Source organism: Pseudomonas sp. B21-009, assembly GCF_024749345.1.
Classification (GTDB): domain Bacteria; phylum Pseudomonadota; class Gammaproteobacteria; order Pseudomonadales; family Pseudomonadaceae; genus Aquipseudomonas.
Genome location: NZ_CP087199.1, coordinates 4,630,774 through 4,647,663, shown reverse-complemented (window position 1 = coordinate 4,647,663; position 16,890 = coordinate 4,630,774). Strand labels below are relative to the sequence as shown.

Below are 16,890 nucleotides of genomic sequence, written 5' to 3'. Positions count from 1 at the left end.
AAAGGGTGGTTAGAAACTGCTCTGGATCTTGATCCCGCCGATCAGCGCGTCATCGACCTGGCTCACGCCACCGGGGTGGCGGATGTACTGCAGGTTCGGGCGCACGGTCAGCCAGTCGGCCAGGTGGATGCCGTAGTACAGCTCGGCGCTGTATTCGGTGTCCTGGATCGGACGGAACAGGGAGTCGTTGAAGTCGCTGACGTCGCGGGCCTGGTTGATGGCCTGGGCGTTCTTGCGGTAGGCAGGGTTGACGTGCACGCGTGCCAGGGCGAAACCGATGTCGTCCTTGGCGCGGGCATCGAAGGGCCCCTTGTACACCACACCTGCCTGAACATAGTTGTCGATGGCATTGGTCTTCTTGTCGTGCAGCGTGGCGTTGGCGAATACGCTCAAACCACGCGAATGGTCAGATGCCAGCGACGTCACCTGTTGCTGGGCACCGAGCCAGAAGCCGTGCTTGCTCGAACTGCTGCGGTAAGCCTGGCCGCTCAGTGCTGCCGGTTGATCGTTGCTGTCCTTGTAGACATCGCTTGCCTTGGCATTACTGTAGTAGTAACCGGCGCGATATTCCCCTTTCAGGCCATTGACCGCCGGGCTCCACACCAGTTCGACCGGAATCACCGCGCCCTGGGTGCCGCTGCCGCTGAGCTTGAAGCCGTTGCCGCGATCGAGGTTGGAAGGGTTCTGCTCGTAGGCGCCGATTTGTGCGTACAGCTCGGGAGTCAGGTTGTACTTGACCCGCAGGGCCCACTGGCTGACCGGCCAGTTGTACCAGATGTCGCCGACCCAGTTGCCCACCTGCGAGCCGCAGAACGCCAGGTTCTGGAAGTCGCACGGGAAGCTGTTGAAGTCCTCGCCCTGGCCGAAGCGGCCGAATTTCACATCCAGCGCGCCGTCGAAGTATTTCTGCTTGATCCACATCTGCGTCAGCCGCCAGGTCTGGCCGCGGCCCCAGACTTCCTGGGCCGAGGTAAAGCCACCGACGCGTGGGTCGTTGATGCGGTCATTGCTGATGTTGTTGCCGTGACGCTCGGTGACCGTCAGCTGGAACTCGGCATCATGCCAGCCAAGGATCTTCTGCAGGTCCAGGTGGGTGCCGAGGGCGAACTGGTCGCTGTAGCGCGCGGTCTTGTCGTTGTCATGGCCGCCGTGCAGGTTGGCGCCCATCTCGCCGGTATAACCGAGGGTGAAGTCGTAGCCGCGTTCAGCCAGCTCCGTGCGGGTGCCGCCCCAATCGCCAAGCATCCATGGCGAGTCACTGGCGAACATCGCCGCGGCCTGGGCGCAAGGCGCGAGGCTGGCGATGGCCAGACCCGAAAGCAGTGTCCGGGTGGCGGGGGAAAAGCGGAAACGATCGTTCTGAGGCATGAGATAGCGCTATCTTTTGATTATTGAAAAAACGGCAAGGCCACCGAGTTCCGAGGATCATCGGCGATAAAGCTGCAGGGAAATAGACTGAAGCGGTTCAGCTTGCGGCGGGGAGGATATAGCTGAACTTGTAAGAAAAAAAGTCAATTCAGCAAGAGGCACCGTTGCCGGATTGGTAACAGTGCGGTTGAGGCAGGCGACTCTTATCCGCTGTGGGAGCCAGCAAGGCCGGCGCCCACAGGGGGCTATTGCTTTAGAAGGTGGTACGCAAGCCGACTTCGACACTGCGCCCTGGTGCCGGGGCGATGTCACGCAGGATCGAACTTGAGTAGCGCACGGTCTGGTCGGTCAGGTTCTCGCCCCGGACGAAGGCCAGCCACTGGCTCTGGCCGATATCGAAGCGGTAGCCGACGCTGGCGCCGAGGGTGGTGTAGCCGTCGGTGCTGGTCTCGTTGGCCGGTTTCTTGTGCTGGGCGCTGGCGTGCTGCACGTCCACCCGCGCCTGCCAGCGATCCAGTTCCCACAACAGGCCGCTGTTCAGGCGCAGCGGGGCGATGCGTGGCAGGTCTTCGCCAGTGTCGAGGTTCTTGGCCCGGGTATAGTCGCCGGACAGCTCCAGGGCAAAGCTGCCATAACGGTTCTGCGCCAGTTGCCAGCGGTCCTGGGCCTCGATGCCGTAGAAGCGCGCGCGAACCCCGTGGTAGAGGTATTCGGGTACATCGCCGCCGTGGTCATGATCATGGTCGTGATCGTGGTCTTCATCGCCGTGATCATGGTCGTGGTCGTGGCCTTCGCGCAGGTTGCCGCTGGCCAGCAGGCCGATGTAATTGCGAAAGTGGCTGTAGAACACACCGACGCTGCCCTTGTGCGTGCCGTTGTCGAAGCGCAGGGCCAGGTCGCTGGAGATGGCTTTTTCCTTGCTCAGGTTCGGGTCACCGACCTCGTAGGTGCCGGTGGCGACGTGGGCGCCGTTGGCGTACAGCTCGTAGAAGGTCGGAGCACGCTCGGTGTAGCCCAGGGTCGCGGCCAGGGACCACACCGGGGTCAGCTCGTAGACCGCGCCGGAGGACAGGCTGGCGGCGGTGAAACTGCTTGAACGATCAGCCTCGGCAAAACGTTCGCTGCCCTTGCTGTCGGGTTCGACCCGGGTGTGCTCCAGGCGCCCGCCGAGGCTCAGGTTCAGGCGTTCGGTGGCTTGCCACTGCTCGAGCATGAACAGCGCCAGGCTGTTGGTGTCGGTGTGCGGCACGAAGGCTTCTTCGCCGAGGGCGGAGAACTCGTTGCGGCTGACCTGGGCGCCAATCACCCCTTCGACCGGCCCCAGTGGCTGATGCCGCGCCTCGACCCGCGCCTCGTAGCCTTTGTTCTTGAAGGTGGTGTGCACCTCGCCGCTTTCCAGCTCGCGGTGCTGGTAGTCGGTATAGCCAAGGTCGACCTTCACCGAGCTGAACGGGCCGTCGAGGTCGCGCAACTCCGAGGCGAAGCCGTAATGATCCTGCTGCATGTCCAGGCGCACGCCCGGTTCGGCCACCGAGCCGTAGTTGGAGTCATAACGGCTGTAGGAAAGGCCGGCATAGCCGTGGTCCCAATGGTAGGAACCGCCAACGGCACCGCCGTCCTGGCGACCGTCGCTGTTTTCCAGGCGATGCTTGCTGCCCGGTTCGTCGGCGTCGCGCACTTTCGAGCTGCGGGCGTAGCCTGGGATGCGCAGGTCATTGAACTGGCGGCTGTTGGCGTCCAGGTGCAGGGCGAAGCGGCCATCACCAGCCTCCAGTTTGCCGGCGCTGCTGCGGGTGGTGTCGGCGCCGCCATAGCGCAACTCGCCGGCGCCGTGAATGCCGTCGATGGGCGAAGTCGGAATGCGGTTGTCGAAGCTGTTGACCACCCCGCCGATGGCGTTGCCGCCGTAGAGCAGGGCAGCCGGGCCGCGGACGATTTCGATACGCTCGACGGTGGCCGGGTCCAGCGGCACGGCGTGGTCATAGGACAGCGACGAGGCATCCAGGGCGCCAACGCCGTTGCGCAGGATGCGGATCCGGTCGCCGTCCAGGCCGCGGATCACCGGGCGGCTGGCACCGGGGCCGAACCAGGTCGAGGCGACGCCGGGCTGGTTGTTGAGGGTCTGGCCGAGGCTGCCTTTTTGTTGCAGGGCCAGGTCGTCGCCATCGAGCACAGTGTTGGGCGCAGCCAGCTCGCTGTTGCCCAGCGGGTTGGCGGTGATCACCTGGGGTTGCAGTTCGACAGCCTGGCTCACGGGGGACGCGAGCCAGAGCGCAGCGGCAAGGGGAGAGAGGCGCAGGGGTAAGTGACGCATGGAGGGAAGGGGTCCTTGGCAGTGTTATAGTGTTGATACAATATAACATTACCATTAAAGATAAAACGCTCAAGCGCTGGCTAGAGCCTTTGCCCACACTAGAATGTCTGTTAGCAGCACCTGGGATGCGAAAAGTCTGAAGACTTGCAGCCGTGCCTCGGCTAAGGTGCGCACCTTTCGTTGGCTGGAGCACAGGCATGACCGCCGCTAATCAAAACCCGCTGCATGGCGTGACCCTGGAGCAGATCCTTACCGCGCTGGTCGCGAAGTACCAATGGGACGGCCTGGCTGAGCGCATTGATATCCGCTGCTTCAAGAGCGACCCGAGCATCAAGTCGAGCCTGACCTTCTTGCGCAAGACCCCCTGGGCCCGCGAGAAAGTCGAGCGCCTGTACCTGAAAATGCAGCGCGGCCGCTGAGCCGGTGAGCCGGCGCAGGCAGTTGATTGCCCTGGCTGCGTGCCTGGGCTGGAGCGCGCTGGCAATCCAGATGTACCTGCTGTTGCTGGCACGCTGGCAGGAGCAGGCGAGCCTGCTGGGCGGCCTGGTGACCTTGTTCAGTTTTTTCACCGTGCTCAGCAACACCCTGGTCGCGGTGGTGCTGAGCCACGCGGCATTCGGCCGCGAGTCGGCGCTGCGACGGTTCTTCCTCGCGCCCTGGGTCAGTTCCGGGATTGCCGCGAGCATTATCCTCGTGGGCCTGGCCTATAGCCTGTTGCTGCGGCACCTGTGGCACCCGCAAGGTTGGCAATGGCTGGCGGACGAGCTGCTGCACGATGTCATGCCGCTGCTGTTCGTGGTCTATTGGTGGTGCTGTGTGGAGAAGGGCAGCCTGCGTTTCAGGCATTTGCTGGCCTGGCTGCTGTATCCGCTGGGGTATTTTGCCTACGCACTGCTGCGCGGGCATGTGATAGGTGTCTATCCCTATCCGTTCATCGATGTGGCCGAACTGGGCTATGGCCAGGTGCTGCTCAATGCGCTGGCGATTCTCGCCGGGTTTGTCGCCATCAGTCTGCTGTTGCTCGGCCTCGATCATTGGCAGGGCGGGCGCCTGGCCAAGGCCAGGACGCAACCCTGAGGCAGCCGTTCAGTCGTCGTGCGGGTCGAGCTGCCAGTACGAGGCGGCTTTGATCAGGTCTTCCTTGACGCCCTTGTCATCGATCAGCAGGCGCTTGGCCTTACGCATCAGCGATTTTTCCAAGGCTACCCAGGTATACAACTGACCGCTTGGCAAGGACAGATCCTTCACCACTTCAAGCAGATCCTGCTGCTGGCGCAGAACCCAGATCACTTCGACCTGCGCGGCGCTGGCCAGTGCTTGTTGTTCCTGGGCATTCTCGATCTCGATCACTGCCAGCACCTTGCGGCCGGCCGGCAGTTCTTCCAGGCGCCGGGCGATGGCCGGGATCGCGGTTTCGTCACCGACCAGCAGGTAGCTGTCGAAGATATCCGGGACCACCAGCGAGGCCCGTGGCCCGGCCATGTTGAGCACTTGGCCGACTTGCGCCTGGGCCGCCCAGGTCGAAGCAGGGCCGTCGCCGTGCAGGACAAAGTCGATGTCCATCTCGCCGCTGGCCAGGTCGATGCGCCGCGGCGTGTACTCGCGCATGGTCGGGCGCAGGCCGTCGCGGCTGAAGTCGAGGTTGTCGAGCACGGCCTGTTCTTCTGCCGAGCAGGCGAACATCAGTTTGACGTGATCGTCGCTGCCAACGCTGGTAAAGCCCTGCAGTTCTGGCCCGCCGAGGGTGATGCGGCGCATGCGCGGGGTCAGCTCGGTGACCCGCAGCACGTTCAGGCGGCGGTGCTTGATCTCGTGGTTGACGCGGTGAATGGTGGCGTTTTCGCTAACAGTCATTCGGTTTGCTCCGTTGAGGTCGCAATGGGCCCTGCGACGATGGCTTTGGCGGTGTCGTTGAGCAGGGTGCGGACCCGCTCGATTTCTGCCGGGTTCCAGCGCCCGCTGTGCATCTGCAGGGCATGGCGCAGGTTGTGGACCGCTTCGTGGATCTCGGCCGGGCGGTCGTGGCCGCGCAGCGAACGCTTGCTGACTTCAATGCGCATGCGCACCCCGTCCAGGGCGATGGCCTGGTCGGCCAGGGATTTCTCCCCGGCTGCGGTAATGCCGTAGAGGCGCTTGCTGCCCTGGGTCTGGCCGCTGATCAGCTCGGCTTCTTCGAGAAAATTCAAGGTCGGGTAGATCACCCCGGGGCTGGGGCTGTAGCTGCCATCGAAGAGGCTTTCGATCTGGCGGATCAGGTCGTAGCCGTGGCAGGGCTGCTCGGCCAGCATCGACAACAACAGCAGTTTCAGGTCGCCTGGGGCAAACACGCGGGGGCCGCGATCGCCGCGTTCACGGCCGTGACGGCGTTCGAAGCCGTCATGTCGGTCGCCATGCTCGCGGTGGGGATGATGGTCACGCATGGGAATCTCCGTTTGCGTTAGATGTATCTTCAGATATTACTCAAGATATATCTTAAAGCAAGCGCGAGAATAAGAATATTTCTCATAATCGACGTAGGACGTGCTGAATTCGTGTAGGAATGCTTAAGGTTTTTCCTACAAGTGCCTCAGATTGGCTTGATCTACACCCACGGAAATCACCCCTAAGATTCGCCACGTTTTCTTCACCTGTGAGTATTTCACCGTGGCGCGTTCATTTTTTTTCATCAGCCTGCTCTGGGGGCTGTCGTTTTTTGCCCAGGCCAATTTCTCCGTTACCCAAATCGCTCGCGAGCACACGGTACGGCACGAGCTGGAAGCCAACCTCGATCGTCTGGTCGAGCGTGCACACGAGTTGATCGGCGTGCCGTACCGCTGGGGCGGCATGTCGGTCAAGGGCGGGTTTGATTGCAGCGGCCTGCTGGTCTACCTGTTCCGTCACGAGGCCGATATCAGGATTCCGCGTACCACCGCGGCGATGCTCAAGTCCGGTGCCCGGACCATCAAGCAGAGCCAGTTAAAACGTGGCGACGCGGTGTTCTTCAACCGTAATGGCCAGGGCCGGATCGGCCACGTCGGCCTGTACATCGGCGAAGGGCGTTTCATCCACGCCCCACGGACCGGCAAGAACATTCGTATTGACTCGCTGAGCAACAGTTACTGGGCCAAAAGCTACACGACCGCCAAGCGCTTCCACTAACGCTGGACCATCCGTGGCGGCTTGCACAGGGTGTGGCTGCCTGGTTCCAGGTAGGGCATCAGGATTGGCGCCATGCCCTTGAGCACCTGCACCGGCAAGGCCGAGGTAAAGCGGAAGGATTCCGCCGCACGGCCAGGTACGAAGGCGGTGAGGGTGCCGAAGTGGTTTTCGCCGAGGTAGAACACGAAAGTCGCGGTGCGGTTCAGCGAGCGTGAGCCGATCAGCCGCCCGCCGGCACCGAAGCTTTCGATGCGGTTATCGCCGGTACCGGTCTTGCCGCCCATCACCAGCGGGGTGCCGTCGGCCAGTTTGAAGCTGCCCGACACCCGCCGCGCAGTACCGGCGTCGACCACTTGCGAGAGGGCGCCGCGCAGGGCCCGGGCAACTTCCACCGAGAGCACCCGCTGGCCGAGGTCGGGGTCGCTGGTCAGGCGGGTTTCATACGGGGTGTCGGCGGCGAAGTGCAGGGTGTCGATGCGCAGCACCGGCAGGCGTACGCCATCGTTCTGGATGATCCCGATCAGCTCGGCCAGGGCTGCCGGACGGTCGCCGGAGCTGCCGATGGCGGTGGCCAGCGACGGCACCAGGTGGTCGAACGGGTAGCCGACACGTTTCCAGCGTTGATGAATATCGAGGAAGGCTTCGATTTCCACCAGGGTGCGGATACGGCTGTCGCGTGCGCCCTTGTGCCGGCTCTTGAACAGCCAGCCATAGACTTCCTGACGCTCGAAGTGACCGGCCTCAGCCGCCTCCTGGAAGGTGGCGCTGGGGTGCTGGAGCAGGTAGCCAAGCAGCCACAGGTCCAGTGGATGGACCTTGGCGATAAAGCCCTGGTCGGGCAGGTCGTAGGCGCCCGGGCGGTAGGCTTCGTACAGCTCTTGCAGGCGTTTCTCGGTGACGGTGTTCTGCTTGGTCGCCGGGGTCTTGTTCTCGACCCGGTCCTTTTTCAGGTGCGCCTGGACGAACGCGTTGAAAGTCGCCTGGTCAGCCTCGGGAAACAGGTAGCGGTGCACTGCGGCCAGGCGGATCGGGGTGACCCGCAGGCTGTCGAGGAAGGTATCCAGGCGCTGCTGCGACGTCTTGCGCTGGTACTTCTTCCAGAACCTGCGCATGTAATCGGTGCCTTCCTTGTCGGCAAAGCGTGCCAGGTACTCCTGGCGGCGCGGCTCGGCATCGTCCTTGAGCAGGCTGGCGCTGTTGCCCGGCTGCTGGTAGGTGCTGTAGCGCACCAGGTCGCGCATCAGGCGAATGAACGGCAGGTTGATCGACTCGCGCAAGGCGTCTTTGAGGGTAGGGATACGGCCGTTGTCTTCCTTGCGAAAGTTGTTGAACACATGCAGGCCGCCGCCAGTGAAGAAGGCTTCGCCGGGGCTGGCGGAGTACTTGCGCTCAAGGGCGGCGTTGAGCATGGCGCTGAGGTCGCGGTCCTTGTTCTGGATCAGGTAGTCGATGGCCCAGCGGGTAATGAAGTCCAGTTCCGCCACCGGGACTTTTTTCAGCTCCGCAGCCGGGGTGTTGGCGTACTTGTCGTGCAGTTCGCCGATGATTTCCAGGTAGCTGGTCAGCACCCGCAGCTTGGCGGTCGAGCCCAGCTCGAGCTTGCTGCCTTCGTTGATGTCGAACGGCTGGTCGGTGCTGTCGGTCTGCACCCGCACCCTTGAGCCGTCGGCGGTGCGTTCGAGCAGGGTGAAGCTATAGCGCACCTGGGTGGTACTGGTCGGGGTCAGCAGGCGTTCGCCGAACAGGCCCATTTTTTCCGCAAAGGCCGGGTCGGCGAGGTCCTTGAGGTACTGGCTGACCTGGCCCTGCAAATCCGACTGCAGGGTGCTGGTGGCCGACAGGTCGAGACGGTCGAGGTCGTACAGTGGCCGGCCGAGGGCCGAAGACAGCCGGCTGCGGGCAACGCTGATGCCTTTGTTGGTGACGATTGGCTGAATGGTCGGCTGGGCCACCCAGTCGCGGTAGATGGCCTTGCTGGCCAGGGCGGCGTCCGCCAGCGGCTTGTCGATGATGTTGCTGGCCGCGAGGATGCGGATGTGGCTGTCGGTCAGCAACGCCAGTTCCGCCCGGCCCTTGGACAAAAAGTGCGAGGGCCGGCGTTGAGCGATCATCAGCGACAGCACCTGGCGCAGGGCCAGGCCACGGGCGGCGAGGCTGGCCGGGTCGGTGTCGGTGGACGACAGGGCCTGGTTGACCTGGGCGAAGTCGGCGCCGTACCAGACCCGCAAGCCTTCGGCCATGCCATGTACTTCACCATGCCCGGGAACCGCCGACAGCGGCACGCTATTGAGGTAATCACGGACGATGCGCTGGCGGGCTTCCAGGGTCTGCGGGCCATCCTGATAAGCGCGCACGCTGGCGGAAATCATCTGGCGAATCTTCTCGCTGCCCGAGGCGGTCAGGCCGTCGGGCGAATGCCGGTATTTTTCCAGCTGGGTCGCCAGGGTACTGCCGCCTGCCGACTGGCCGGGCAGGGCCAGGTACTTGGCCACCTGGGTGTAGGCCGCTTTGGCGAAGCGCGGCCAGTCCACGGCGGGGTTGTTCAGTGGGTCGTCGGGGTCGAGCAGGTCGCGGTTCTCGATGAACAGCAGGCTGTGGACGATGACCGGCGGGATCGAGGCGAAGTCGGGGTACAGGTGCTGCGGGTAATGAAACTGGTACAGGGCGTCGCCCTTGCAGTCGGTAATCGACAGGCCTGCCTGAATCTTCTCGGCATAAGGCACGAAAAAGCCATGATCGACGTAGTCCATCAATGCGGGCGAAAAACGCGTCTGTTCATTGATGACGTAGTCCCGCTTGAGCAGGCGCGGCAGGAACTCCCCCAGCGAGCTGTAGCCCAGGCGCTTGTCGAACGGGCCGTCGCCAGGGTAGCGAATGGCATCGCTGGGGCCGGGTTGCATGGAATAACTGAGGGTCGCGGCGAACTGGCTGAATTCTCGCGCCTGCAGGCGCGAAGTGCGCATTTCTTCGGAGGCGGCATAGCCCAGGGCGATCAGGGCAAGCAGCAGTACCAACCAGAACAGCCGCCACCAGAGGCGGCGCTGGCGTGGGCTTTTCGGCGATGGCGAAGGTTCGAGGTGTTCAGAGGGAGCTTCCGTACTGTTCGGTTCCGATTGCCACAATGCGCCCATAGTCTTCAGCCCGGCTACGTATTTTCGTCTTGCTTGCCTGAAGCTTAGACGGTGGCCGGGTTTGGTGAAAAATTTGTAGTCAGTTGCCGGGCATTTCCTAAAAACGTGTCAGAAATGCGCCTTTGGTGGAGCTTGAATTGCCCCGTTTTGGTGCTATGTTAGCCGCCCTGTTTCCTGCAGAGGCTCTAGCACGGGGAATGCCCCTCCGTAGAAGCGGTTTTTGCCGAGAGTTCTCGCCAAATATCGCGCTTTATACAGTGAAATGCCCTGCAGGGGCCTTTCTATACTGCTCGCCCCTTTCGCTCTGCCGGTTTTGCACACCCGGCAGACGGGTCCGCTCACAAGGTGGTGCCCGGCGAGGCAGCGCATCCAGCCTATCGGCGGTGCCAGGCCTGCACGAATGGTCATATCCAATAACAAAATGAGGTTGTATTTCTATGCCAGTCGGCAACCACCCTTCTCATGGTGAGACCGCCCAGGGCGGCCCACTCAAGCGAGAACTCGGCGAACGCCACATTCGCCTGATGGCGCTGGGCGCCTGTATCGGTGTCGGCCTGTTCCTCGGTTCGGCCAAGGCCATCGAAATGGCCGGTCCGGCCATCATGCTGTCGTACATCATTGGCGGTCTGGCGATCCTGGTGATCATGCGCGCCCTTGGCGAGATGGCCGTGCACAACCCGGTAGCCGGCTCGTTCAGCCGCTACGCCCAAGACTACCTCGGCCCGCTGGCGGGTTTTCTCACCGGCTGGAACTACTGGTTCCTGTGGCTGGTGACCTGCGTGGCGGAAATCACCGCGGTGGCCATCTATATGGGCATCTGGTTCCCGGAAGTGCCGCGCTGGATCTGGGCCCTGGCGGCTCTGGGCAGCATGGGCGCGATCAACCTGATCGCGGTCAAGGCCTTCGGTGAGTTCGAGTTCTGGTTCGCCCTGATCAAGATCGTCACCATCATCGCCATGGTCCTGGGCGGCGTCGGCATCATCGCCTTCGGTTTCGGCAACGATGGCGTGGCCATGGGCATCTCCAACCTCTGGAGCAACGGCGGCTTCATGCCCAATGGCGTGACCGGCGTGCTGATGTCGCTGCAGATGGTGATGTTCGCCTACCTGGGCGTCGAGATGATCGGCCTGACCGCCGGTGAAGCGCGCAACCCGCAAAAGACCATTCCCCAGGCCATCGGCTCGGTGTTCTGGCGCATCCTGCTGTTCTACGTCGGCGCCCTGTTCGTGATCCTGTCGATCTACCCGTGGAACGAAATCGGCAGCCAGGGCAGCCCGTTCGTGATGACCTTCGAGCGGCTGGGCATCAAGACTGCTGCCGGTATCATCAACTTCGTGGTGATCACTGCCGCGCTGTCGTCGTGCAACGGCGGCATCTTCAGCACCGGGCGCATGCTCTACAGCCTGGCGCAGAACGGCCAGGCGCCGGCCACCTTTGCCCGCACCTCGAGCAACGGCGTACCGCGCAATGCCTTGCTGCTGTCGATCGCAGCCTTGCTGCTGGGCGTGCTGGCCAACTATCTGGTGCCGGAGAAAGTCTTCGTCTGGGTAACCGCCATTGCCACCTTCGGCGCGATCTGGACCTGGGTGATGATCCTCCTGGCCCAGCTGAAGTTCCGCGCCGGCCTGAGCAACGCCGAGCGCGCTGCCTTGAAGTACCGCATGTGGCTGTGGCCGCTGAGCTCCTACCTGGCGCTGGCGTTCCTGATCCTGGTGGTCGGCCTGATGGCCTACTTCGAGGAAACCCGCGTAGCCCTGTACATCGGCCCGGCGTTCCTGGTGATGCTGACCGTGCTGTACTACGTGTTCAAGCTGTCGCCAAACAGCGTGGAACAGCGCGCGGCAAGTTCGGCGTCCTGATCCTCGCGTAAATAAAAAAGCCCGTATCCTTGGATACGGGCTTTTTTTTGGCTCACTGTCCCGGGTTGGGATGTTGAGGCTGCGAGTTTATCCATTCAGTGTGGGGCTGCTGCTGGCCCCTTCCGCCTTTACGGCGGCCTACTTTTCTCTTGGGAAAAGGTAGGCAAAACCGCTTGCTCCTGCATACGGCCCTACGCTGCGCTTCGGGTTCCCTCGCTACGGCACCTTCCGGGGCATCGCGGCCTACGACTTGCTTCGCAAGTCTACATCTCGCGTCTTCGGCTGCCGCCGAAGGTGCTGCGCACCGCCCCTCCAGGCACCTACGCTCGGCCTCCTGAAGTCGCTTTTCGCGGCGCCTGGAAGTACGTGCATGAACATCAAGATCAAGATCAAGACCAAACAAGTTGGTGCTCGTTTTATCAGCGGGCTCGTCCCGCTCCTGCGTCAGCATGGCTTCGCCAACATCTGCTTTCGCAGATACGTCAGTGCAGGCGCCGCCCGTAACTTCGCGACTTCAGTAGGCTGAGCGTAGGTGTCTGGAGGGGGCTGGTGCGTAGCACCCTTCGGCCTAAGCCGAAGTCGCGAGATGTAGACTTGCGTAGCAAGTCGTAGGCCGCGATGCCCCTGGAAGGCACCGTAGCGAAGGAACCCGGAGCGCAGCGTAGGGCCGTATGCTGGAGCGAGCGGTTTTGGTTCCTTTTGCCAAGAACAAAAGGGACCCGCCGTAAGGGCGGAAGGGGCCGACAGCGGCGCCACACCGAATGGATAAGCCCGCAACCCAACCCAAGAATCATAGCCCCCCGGGATTCCGTGAAGAACCTTTTTTTTACCTGCGCGAATCAGGTAGCAACCGCCCGCATCGGCTGGGTCAGGCGCTTGTTGAAGTCCAGCCAGGCGCCGAGCAGGGCCATGATCGCGACGCCCACCAGGGCGGTGAATACCTGCATGGCAAAGGCATCGCCGGCCATGGCATTGATCATGTCCGCCAGCGGCGCCAGCAGCACCCCCAGGCAGAATACTTCAAGCGAATAGCGGCCCATGCGCCCGGTTTGCTGCGCCGGCCAGTTCTGCGTCCAGCCGCTGCCGGGCAGCAGCTTGGCGGTGACGTAGGCCAGGGCCAGGAAGTGCAGCAAGCGCACCGGCGACAGGTCGGTCTTGCTGATCGGGTACAGCAGGTTGTTGAGGCTGGCCGGCATCCACGCATCGTGAATCTCTGGCCAGCGCCAGGACAGGGTAATGAGGCCGGCTGTCAGCGAATAGGCGGCAGCTGCCAGGAACAGTGGCTGGCGGCGCAACGGTCGGGTTTGTGCTGGCCGCGCCTGCTGCCCGTACAACGCCGCGGCGCCGCCCAGCACGAACAGGAACTGCCAGGTGACCGGGTTGAAGTACCACACGCCATCGGAAAAATTCGCCAGGTTCCAGCCCATGCCGGGGGCCGCCAGGTACACCGCCATCGATACACCGACCACCGTCAGGGTGTTGCGCATCAGCAGCCCCAGCCCCAGCGCCAGGCCGGCCAGTAGCACGATGTACAGCGGCAGCGGGTCCATCAGGTTGGGTTTGAAGCGCAACAGCAGCTCGTCGGTCAGGGCTTGCTGAGGGTTGGTGACGAAGTGGGTAAGACCCATTTCCTGGACCAGGTCGCGAGTTTCTACATGGCTGTTGGCAAAGAACACGATGCCCATCAGCATCGCCAGCAGGAAGATATGCACCACATACAGCACCCAGGTGCGGCGCAGGATTTTCACGCAGGCGATCAGATAACCGTCGCGCTGCAGCACCTTGCCGTAGGCCAGCACTGCAGCGTAGCCGGCAAGGAAGACGAAAACCTCGGCGGCATCGCTGAAGCCGATGTTACGCAGGGTGATCTGGCCTAAAGGGTTGTGGGGGACGTGATCCCAGAAAATGAAGATCAACGCCAGGCCTCGAAAGAAATCGATGCGCGGGTCGCGTCCGTTAAGCATGGCAGCGGGCTCTTGAACAGTGGGTTTAATAGTGACAGGCAGACGCCGGCAAAAACACGCGCCGCACGTCGGGCGGGGGGCAGGGTGGCGGTATTGGCAGCGAATTGCAAAAGTTGCGTATTACCGGATGTCTCGATTGTCCCTTGAGCAACAGACCGTTGGTCGTAAATCGTCCGTTCCTGTCATTAGTATCAGTAGACGAACCGCCAATGGCGTGGCCTGCTGAGCCCAGGCGCAACGGTCAGCGAGGCGTGACAGGCAATGGCCAGCATATGGAAAGGATTTTCCACCTACAGCGTGATTGGCATCGCCAATACTCTGGTTCATTGGCAGCTGTTTTTCGTCCTGCGGGTCGAGTTCGACCTGAGCCAGGCCCTGAGCAACCTGCTGGCGTTTTGTGTTGCAGCGAGCCTTTCCTACTACGTCAATGCACTCTACACCTTTGCCGTGCCGCCCTCGATCGGCCGCTACCTGCTGTTCATGTTGTGTCTGGGCACGGTCAGCCTGGCGGTGGGCTGGCTGGGCGACCACTGGCGGCTGCACGGGATGATCACGGTGGTGATCTTTTCCCTGATCAGCCTGACCTGCGGCTTCCTGCTGGCCAAGTGGCTGGTGTTTCATGGGGCCGAGTCATGAACGTCTCGCTGATTGTGCCGGTGTTCAACGAAGAACAGGCACTCAGACTGTTTTACCAGGCTGTGCGTCAGGAACCCTCGTTGCAGGCACACTGCGTTGAAATCGTCTTCATCAACGACGGCAGCAGTGACCGCAGCGCTGAGGTCGCCCGTTCACTGGCGCTGGCGGACAGGGACGTGGTGCTGATCAACTTCTCGCGCAACTTCGGCAAGGAACCGGCATTGTTTGCCGGCCTGGAGTACGCCAGCGGTGACGCCGTGGTGCCCATGGACGTTGACCTGCAAGACCCGGTAGCGGTGGTTGCGCAGTTGATCGACGCGTGGCGCGACGGTGCCGACGTGGTCCTGGCCAAGCGCCGGGATCGCTCCAGCGATGGTTACCTGAAGCGTCGCAGCGCCTCGCTGTTCTATCGCCTGCTCAACCGCATCGCCTACACCCACATTGAAGAAAACGTCGGCGATTTCCGCTTGATGGACCGCAAGGTGGTGGACGTGATCAAGACCCTCCCCGAGCAGCAGTTGTTCATGAAAGGGGTGCTGTCGTGGGCGGGGTTCAACGTCGCCATCGTCGAATACGACCGCGCGCCGCGGGCGGTGGGGCGCAGCAAGTTCAACGCCTGGCGGCTGTGGAACCTGGCGCTGGACGGTATAACCTCGTTCAGCACCTGGCCTTTGCGCCTGTGGAGTTACGTCGGCGCCTGCATCTCGTTGTTGGCCTTGCTGTACGCCGGCTATCTGGTAGTGGACAAGCTCCTGTTCGGCAATGAGGTCCCCGGATATCCGTCATTGATGACAGCGATACTGTTTCTGGGCGGGGTGCAACTGATCGGTATCGGCATATTGGGGGAGTACATCGGCCGTATCTACATGGAGGCCAAGCATCGACCCCGGTATGTGGTCAAAGAGATCGTCAGGGCCAATGGCACGAGCTATCGAAAGGGGGCCAAGCGTGTTGGCGAGTGAACGGGTGTTAAGCCCCCAACAGGTGCTGTTGTTTTTTATTGTTCTGTCCCTGGCTTACGTGTTTCCCATTGTTCATGCCGACTACGCCTATGTGGATGACAACTGGCGGGCGTTGCTGCAGGCCCAGGACGCCTGGCGCAATCAAGGCAGAATTCTGCTCGAGTGGCTGTACAAGGTACTGACCTTCAGCCAGGCAACGATCAATATCTTCCCGATGCCCTTGGTGATCAGCATTGTTGCCCTGGCCATGGCCATGGCGCGCCTGACGTTGTGGCTGTTTCCTCGCCCCGGGATTACCAGCTGCCTGGTGATCCTGCCAGTGCTATGCAATCCGTTTTTCCTCGGCAATCTGACCTATCAATACGACGGTCCGGGGATGGTGCTGGCGCTGGTCGCGGTGATCTATGCAATAACCTGCCGGGTTGAACATCGCACTATTCGCACGCTGCTGGCGGCCCTGTTGATTGCCGTAACGCTGAGCCTATATCAACTGAGCATCAGCCTGTTTATTGGCTTGTGCATTGTCGAGTTCATCCGCGGGGTAAGAGACAAGGTTGCGCTCCAGGCAGTGCTGGTGATGCTTGTGGAGCGGCTTGTGCAACTGGTAGTCGGTGGCCTCATGTATTTTCTTACCGCCTACCCACTGGCTGTCGATACCCGCGGCAGCCACCTGCCCGTTGATCAGCAGTGGCTCGGTGTGGTGTGGCAGAAGTTGTGCGTTTCAATGCAGATGCTGGGCTTGCTGATGGCCTCTGCGGGCAATGTGCTGACGCTTGCCCTGCTATTGGGGGCAGGTGCCGGTTTTGTATTGCTCATGGGAAACATTCGCCAGATGCACGGGCGGGCGTCCGCCAGGTTTGGCGTTGCGCTGCTGTACCTGCTCAGCCCGGTGGCCCTGGTCTGGAGTGTGCCGGGCATGATGCTGTTTCTTGCCGAGCCCAACCTTGAGGCTCGAAACTTCATCGGCTTTTCGCCAGTGCTGGTTTTACTGTTGTTGTTCAGTCACGAGTTGCTGGGGCGGGTCTGGCCGGGATTGCGCTGGCTGTTGATCTTGCCAACGCTGTTCATGTTTGCCTTCAGCTATGCCTATGGCCAGGTGATCATCGCCAAGAAAGAACTTGAATCAGCCATGGCGCACTACATTGCCAATGACCTGGTATCACGCAGTGAGCTGCGCGACGTAAACAGGTACACCTACCTGAGGGCACCCGGTGACGGTAACTGGTTGCCCAGAGGACATGGCGCCATCACCCACATGCCGCTACTGAGATACATCCTCAGCGGCTCCAATTCGGTGTTGCATGCGCAGTTTTTTCCCCGGCTGGGGATCAATAATGTCATTGGCGGTGAACGCTCGGACTTTGAGCGGTTGGTGGCGGCAGGGGGCGTGGGCGCGCCGCTGGTGGACAACCGGTTCTATTCGATCTACGTCACCGGTGAGCAGGGCTTCATTGTCATGAAGCCCATCCTGGAAGATGAAAACTACAATCACAACTGGCCCCGCGTCCCCTAGCGTTA

General features: G+C 61.9%; 14 protein-coding genes. 8 read left to right on the top strand and 6 right to left on the bottom strand.

Annotation, left to right across the window (positions count from 1 at the left end; genetic code table 11):
• Nucleotides 1-9 precede the first annotated feature (9 nt).
• The gene (locus LOY34_RS21420) at nt 10-1,368 is read right to left on the bottom strand and encodes a carbohydrate porin (RefSeq protein WP_045197666.1); all 1,359 of its coding nucleotides are present in this window, start codon (nt 1,366-1,368) and stop codon (nt 10-12) included.
• 253 nt (nt 1,369-1,621) lie between these two features.
• Nucleotides 1,622-3,682 carry a TonB-dependent receptor gene (locus LOY34_RS21415; RefSeq protein ID WP_258664011.1) on the bottom strand — a complete coding sequence of 687 codons (2,061 nt, stop codon included), beginning with the start codon at nt 3,680-3,682 and terminating at the stop codon, nt 1,622-1,624.
• A gap of 197 nt (nt 3,683-3,879) precedes the next feature.
• Here LOY34_RS21415 and LOY34_RS21410 point away from each other — a divergent pair, with 197 nt between their 5' ends.
• Both LOY34_RS21410 and LOY34_RS21405 read left to right on the top strand, forming a co-directional pair.
• Entirely contained in the window at nt 3,880-4,101 is a 222-nt protein-coding gene (locus LOY34_RS21410; RefSeq protein ID WP_045197670.1) for a VF530 family DNA-binding protein, read from the top strand.
• Between the two features lie 4 nt (nt 4,102-4,105).
• Nucleotides 4,106-4,759 carry a Pr6Pr family membrane protein gene (locus tag LOY34_RS21405; RefSeq protein WP_045197672.1) on the top strand — a complete coding sequence of 218 codons (654 nt, stop codon included), beginning with the start codon at nt 4,106-4,108 and terminating at the stop codon, nt 4,757-4,759.
• Between the two features lie 9 nt (nt 4,760-4,768).
• Here LOY34_RS21405 and LOY34_RS21400 read toward each other — a convergent pair whose 3' ends face one another.
• Together LOY34_RS21400 and LOY34_RS21395 are read right to left on the bottom strand one after the other, a co-directional pair.
• Entirely contained in the window at nt 4,769-5,536 is a 768-nt protein-coding gene (locus tag LOY34_RS21400; RefSeq protein ID WP_195884886.1) for a siderophore-interacting protein, read from the bottom strand.
• Entirely contained in the window at nt 5,533-6,102 is a 570-nt protein-coding gene (locus LOY34_RS21395) for a PadR family transcriptional regulator (protein ID WP_195884885.1), read from the bottom strand. The genes LOY34_RS21400 and LOY34_RS21395 overlap by 4 nt, the downstream gene beginning before the upstream one ends.
• 223 nt (nt 6,103-6,325) lie before the next feature.
• On the opposite strand from LOY34_RS21395, the gene LOY34_RS21390 reads away from it, so the two are divergent.
• Nucleotides 6,326-6,820 carry a C40 family peptidase gene (locus LOY34_RS21390; protein WP_123564633.1) on the top strand — a complete coding sequence of 165 codons (495 nt, stop codon included), beginning with the start codon at nt 6,326-6,328 and terminating at the stop codon, nt 6,818-6,820.
• Here LOY34_RS21390 and LOY34_RS21385 read toward each other — a convergent pair.
• Nucleotides 6,817-9,951: a transglycosylase domain-containing protein gene (locus tag LOY34_RS21385; protein WP_195884884.1), complete on the bottom strand. Its 3,135-nt coding sequence runs from the start codon at nt 9,949-9,951 to the stop codon at nt 6,817-6,819. The two genes, LOY34_RS21390 and LOY34_RS21385, sit on opposite strands and share 4 nt — an antisense overlap.
• A gap of 437 nt (nt 9,952-10,388) precedes the next feature.
• On the opposite strand from LOY34_RS21385, the gene LOY34_RS21380 reads away from it, so the two are divergent.
• Nucleotides 10,389-11,810 carry an amino acid permease gene (locus LOY34_RS21380; protein ID WP_045197680.1) on the top strand — a complete coding sequence of 474 codons (1,422 nt, stop codon included), beginning with the start codon at nt 10,389-10,391 and terminating at the stop codon, nt 11,808-11,810.
• 370 nt (nt 11,811-12,180) lie between these two features.
• Nucleotides 12,181-12,336 carry a hypothetical protein gene (locus LOY34_RS21375; RefSeq protein ID WP_195884883.1) on the top strand — a complete coding sequence of 52 codons (156 nt, stop codon included), beginning with the start codon at nt 12,181-12,183 and terminating at the stop codon, nt 12,334-12,336.
• 313 nt (nt 12,337-12,649) lie between these two features.
• On the opposite strand, the gene LOY34_RS21370 is transcribed toward LOY34_RS21375, so the two are convergent.
• Entirely contained in the window at nt 12,650-13,774 is a 1,125-nt protein-coding gene (locus LOY34_RS21370; RefSeq protein WP_258664006.1) for an OpgC family protein, read from the bottom strand.
• 261 nt (nt 13,775-14,035) lie between these two features.
• Between LOY34_RS21370 and LOY34_RS21365 the strand changes: the two genes are divergently transcribed.
• Genes LOY34_RS21365 through LOY34_RS21355 form a run of 3 tightly spaced genes read left to right on the top strand, consistent with a single transcriptional unit; the run spans nt 14,036 to nt 16,885 of the window.
• Entirely contained in the window at nt 14,036-14,410 is a 375-nt protein-coding gene (locus tag LOY34_RS21365) for a GtrA family protein (RefSeq protein ID WP_123564629.1), read from the top strand.
• On the top strand, nt 14,407-15,372 hold the full coding sequence (locus tag LOY34_RS21360; protein ID WP_195884881.1) for a glycosyltransferase family 2 protein: 966 nt from the start codon (nt 14,407-14,409) through the stop codon (nt 15,370-15,372). The genes LOY34_RS21365 and LOY34_RS21360 overlap by 4 nt, the downstream gene beginning before the upstream one ends.
• Nucleotides 15,359-16,885, top strand: a complete 1,527-nt coding sequence (locus LOY34_RS21355; protein WP_230090893.1) for a glucosyltransferase domain-containing protein — start codon at nt 15,359-15,361, stop codon at nt 16,883-16,885. Before LOY34_RS21360 ends, LOY34_RS21355 begins: the two co-directional genes overlap by 14 nt.
• Nucleotides 16,886-16,890: the final 5 nt, after the last annotated feature.

Excerpts from the sequence above, each read along its gene's own strand:
- LOY34_RS21420 (WP_045197666.1), bottom strand. The coding sequence starts at position 1,368 with ATGCCTCAGAACGATCGTTTCCGCTTTTCCCCCGCCACCCGGACACTG.
- LOY34_RS21415 (WP_258664011.1), bottom strand. The coding sequence starts at position 3,682 with ATGCGTCACTTACCCCTGCGCCTCTCTCCCCTTGCCGCTGCGCTCTGG.
- LOY34_RS21410 (WP_045197670.1), top strand. The coding sequence starts at position 3,880 with ATGACCGCCGCTAATCAAAACCCGCTGCATGGCGTGACCCTGGAGCAG.
- LOY34_RS21400 (WP_195884886.1), bottom strand. The coding sequence starts at position 5,536 with ATGACTGTTAGCGAAAACGCCACCATTCACCGCGTCAACCACGAGATC.
- LOY34_RS21395 (WP_195884885.1), bottom strand. The coding sequence starts at position 6,102 with ATGCGTGACCATCATCCCCACCGCGAGCATGGCGACCGACATGACGGC.
- LOY34_RS21385 (WP_195884884.1), bottom strand. The coding sequence starts at position 9,951 with ATGGGCGCATTGTGGCAATCGGAACCGAACAGTACGGAAGCTCCCTCT.
- LOY34_RS21380 (WP_045197680.1), top strand. The coding sequence starts at position 10,389 with ATGCCAGTCGGCAACCACCCTTCTCATGGTGAGACCGCCCAGGGCGGC.
- LOY34_RS21375 (WP_195884883.1), top strand. The coding sequence starts at position 12,181 with ATGAACATCAAGATCAAGATCAAGACCAAACAAGTTGGTGCTCGTTTT.
- LOY34_RS21370 (WP_258664006.1), bottom strand. The coding sequence starts at position 13,774 with ATGCTTAACGGACGCGACCCGCGCATCGATTTCTTTCGAGGCCTGGCG.
- LOY34_RS21365 (WP_123564629.1), top strand. The coding sequence starts at position 14,036 with ATGGCCAGCATATGGAAAGGATTTTCCACCTACAGCGTGATTGGCATC.
- LOY34_RS21360 (WP_195884881.1), top strand. The coding sequence starts at position 14,407 with ATGAACGTCTCGCTGATTGTGCCGGTGTTCAACGAAGAACAGGCACTC.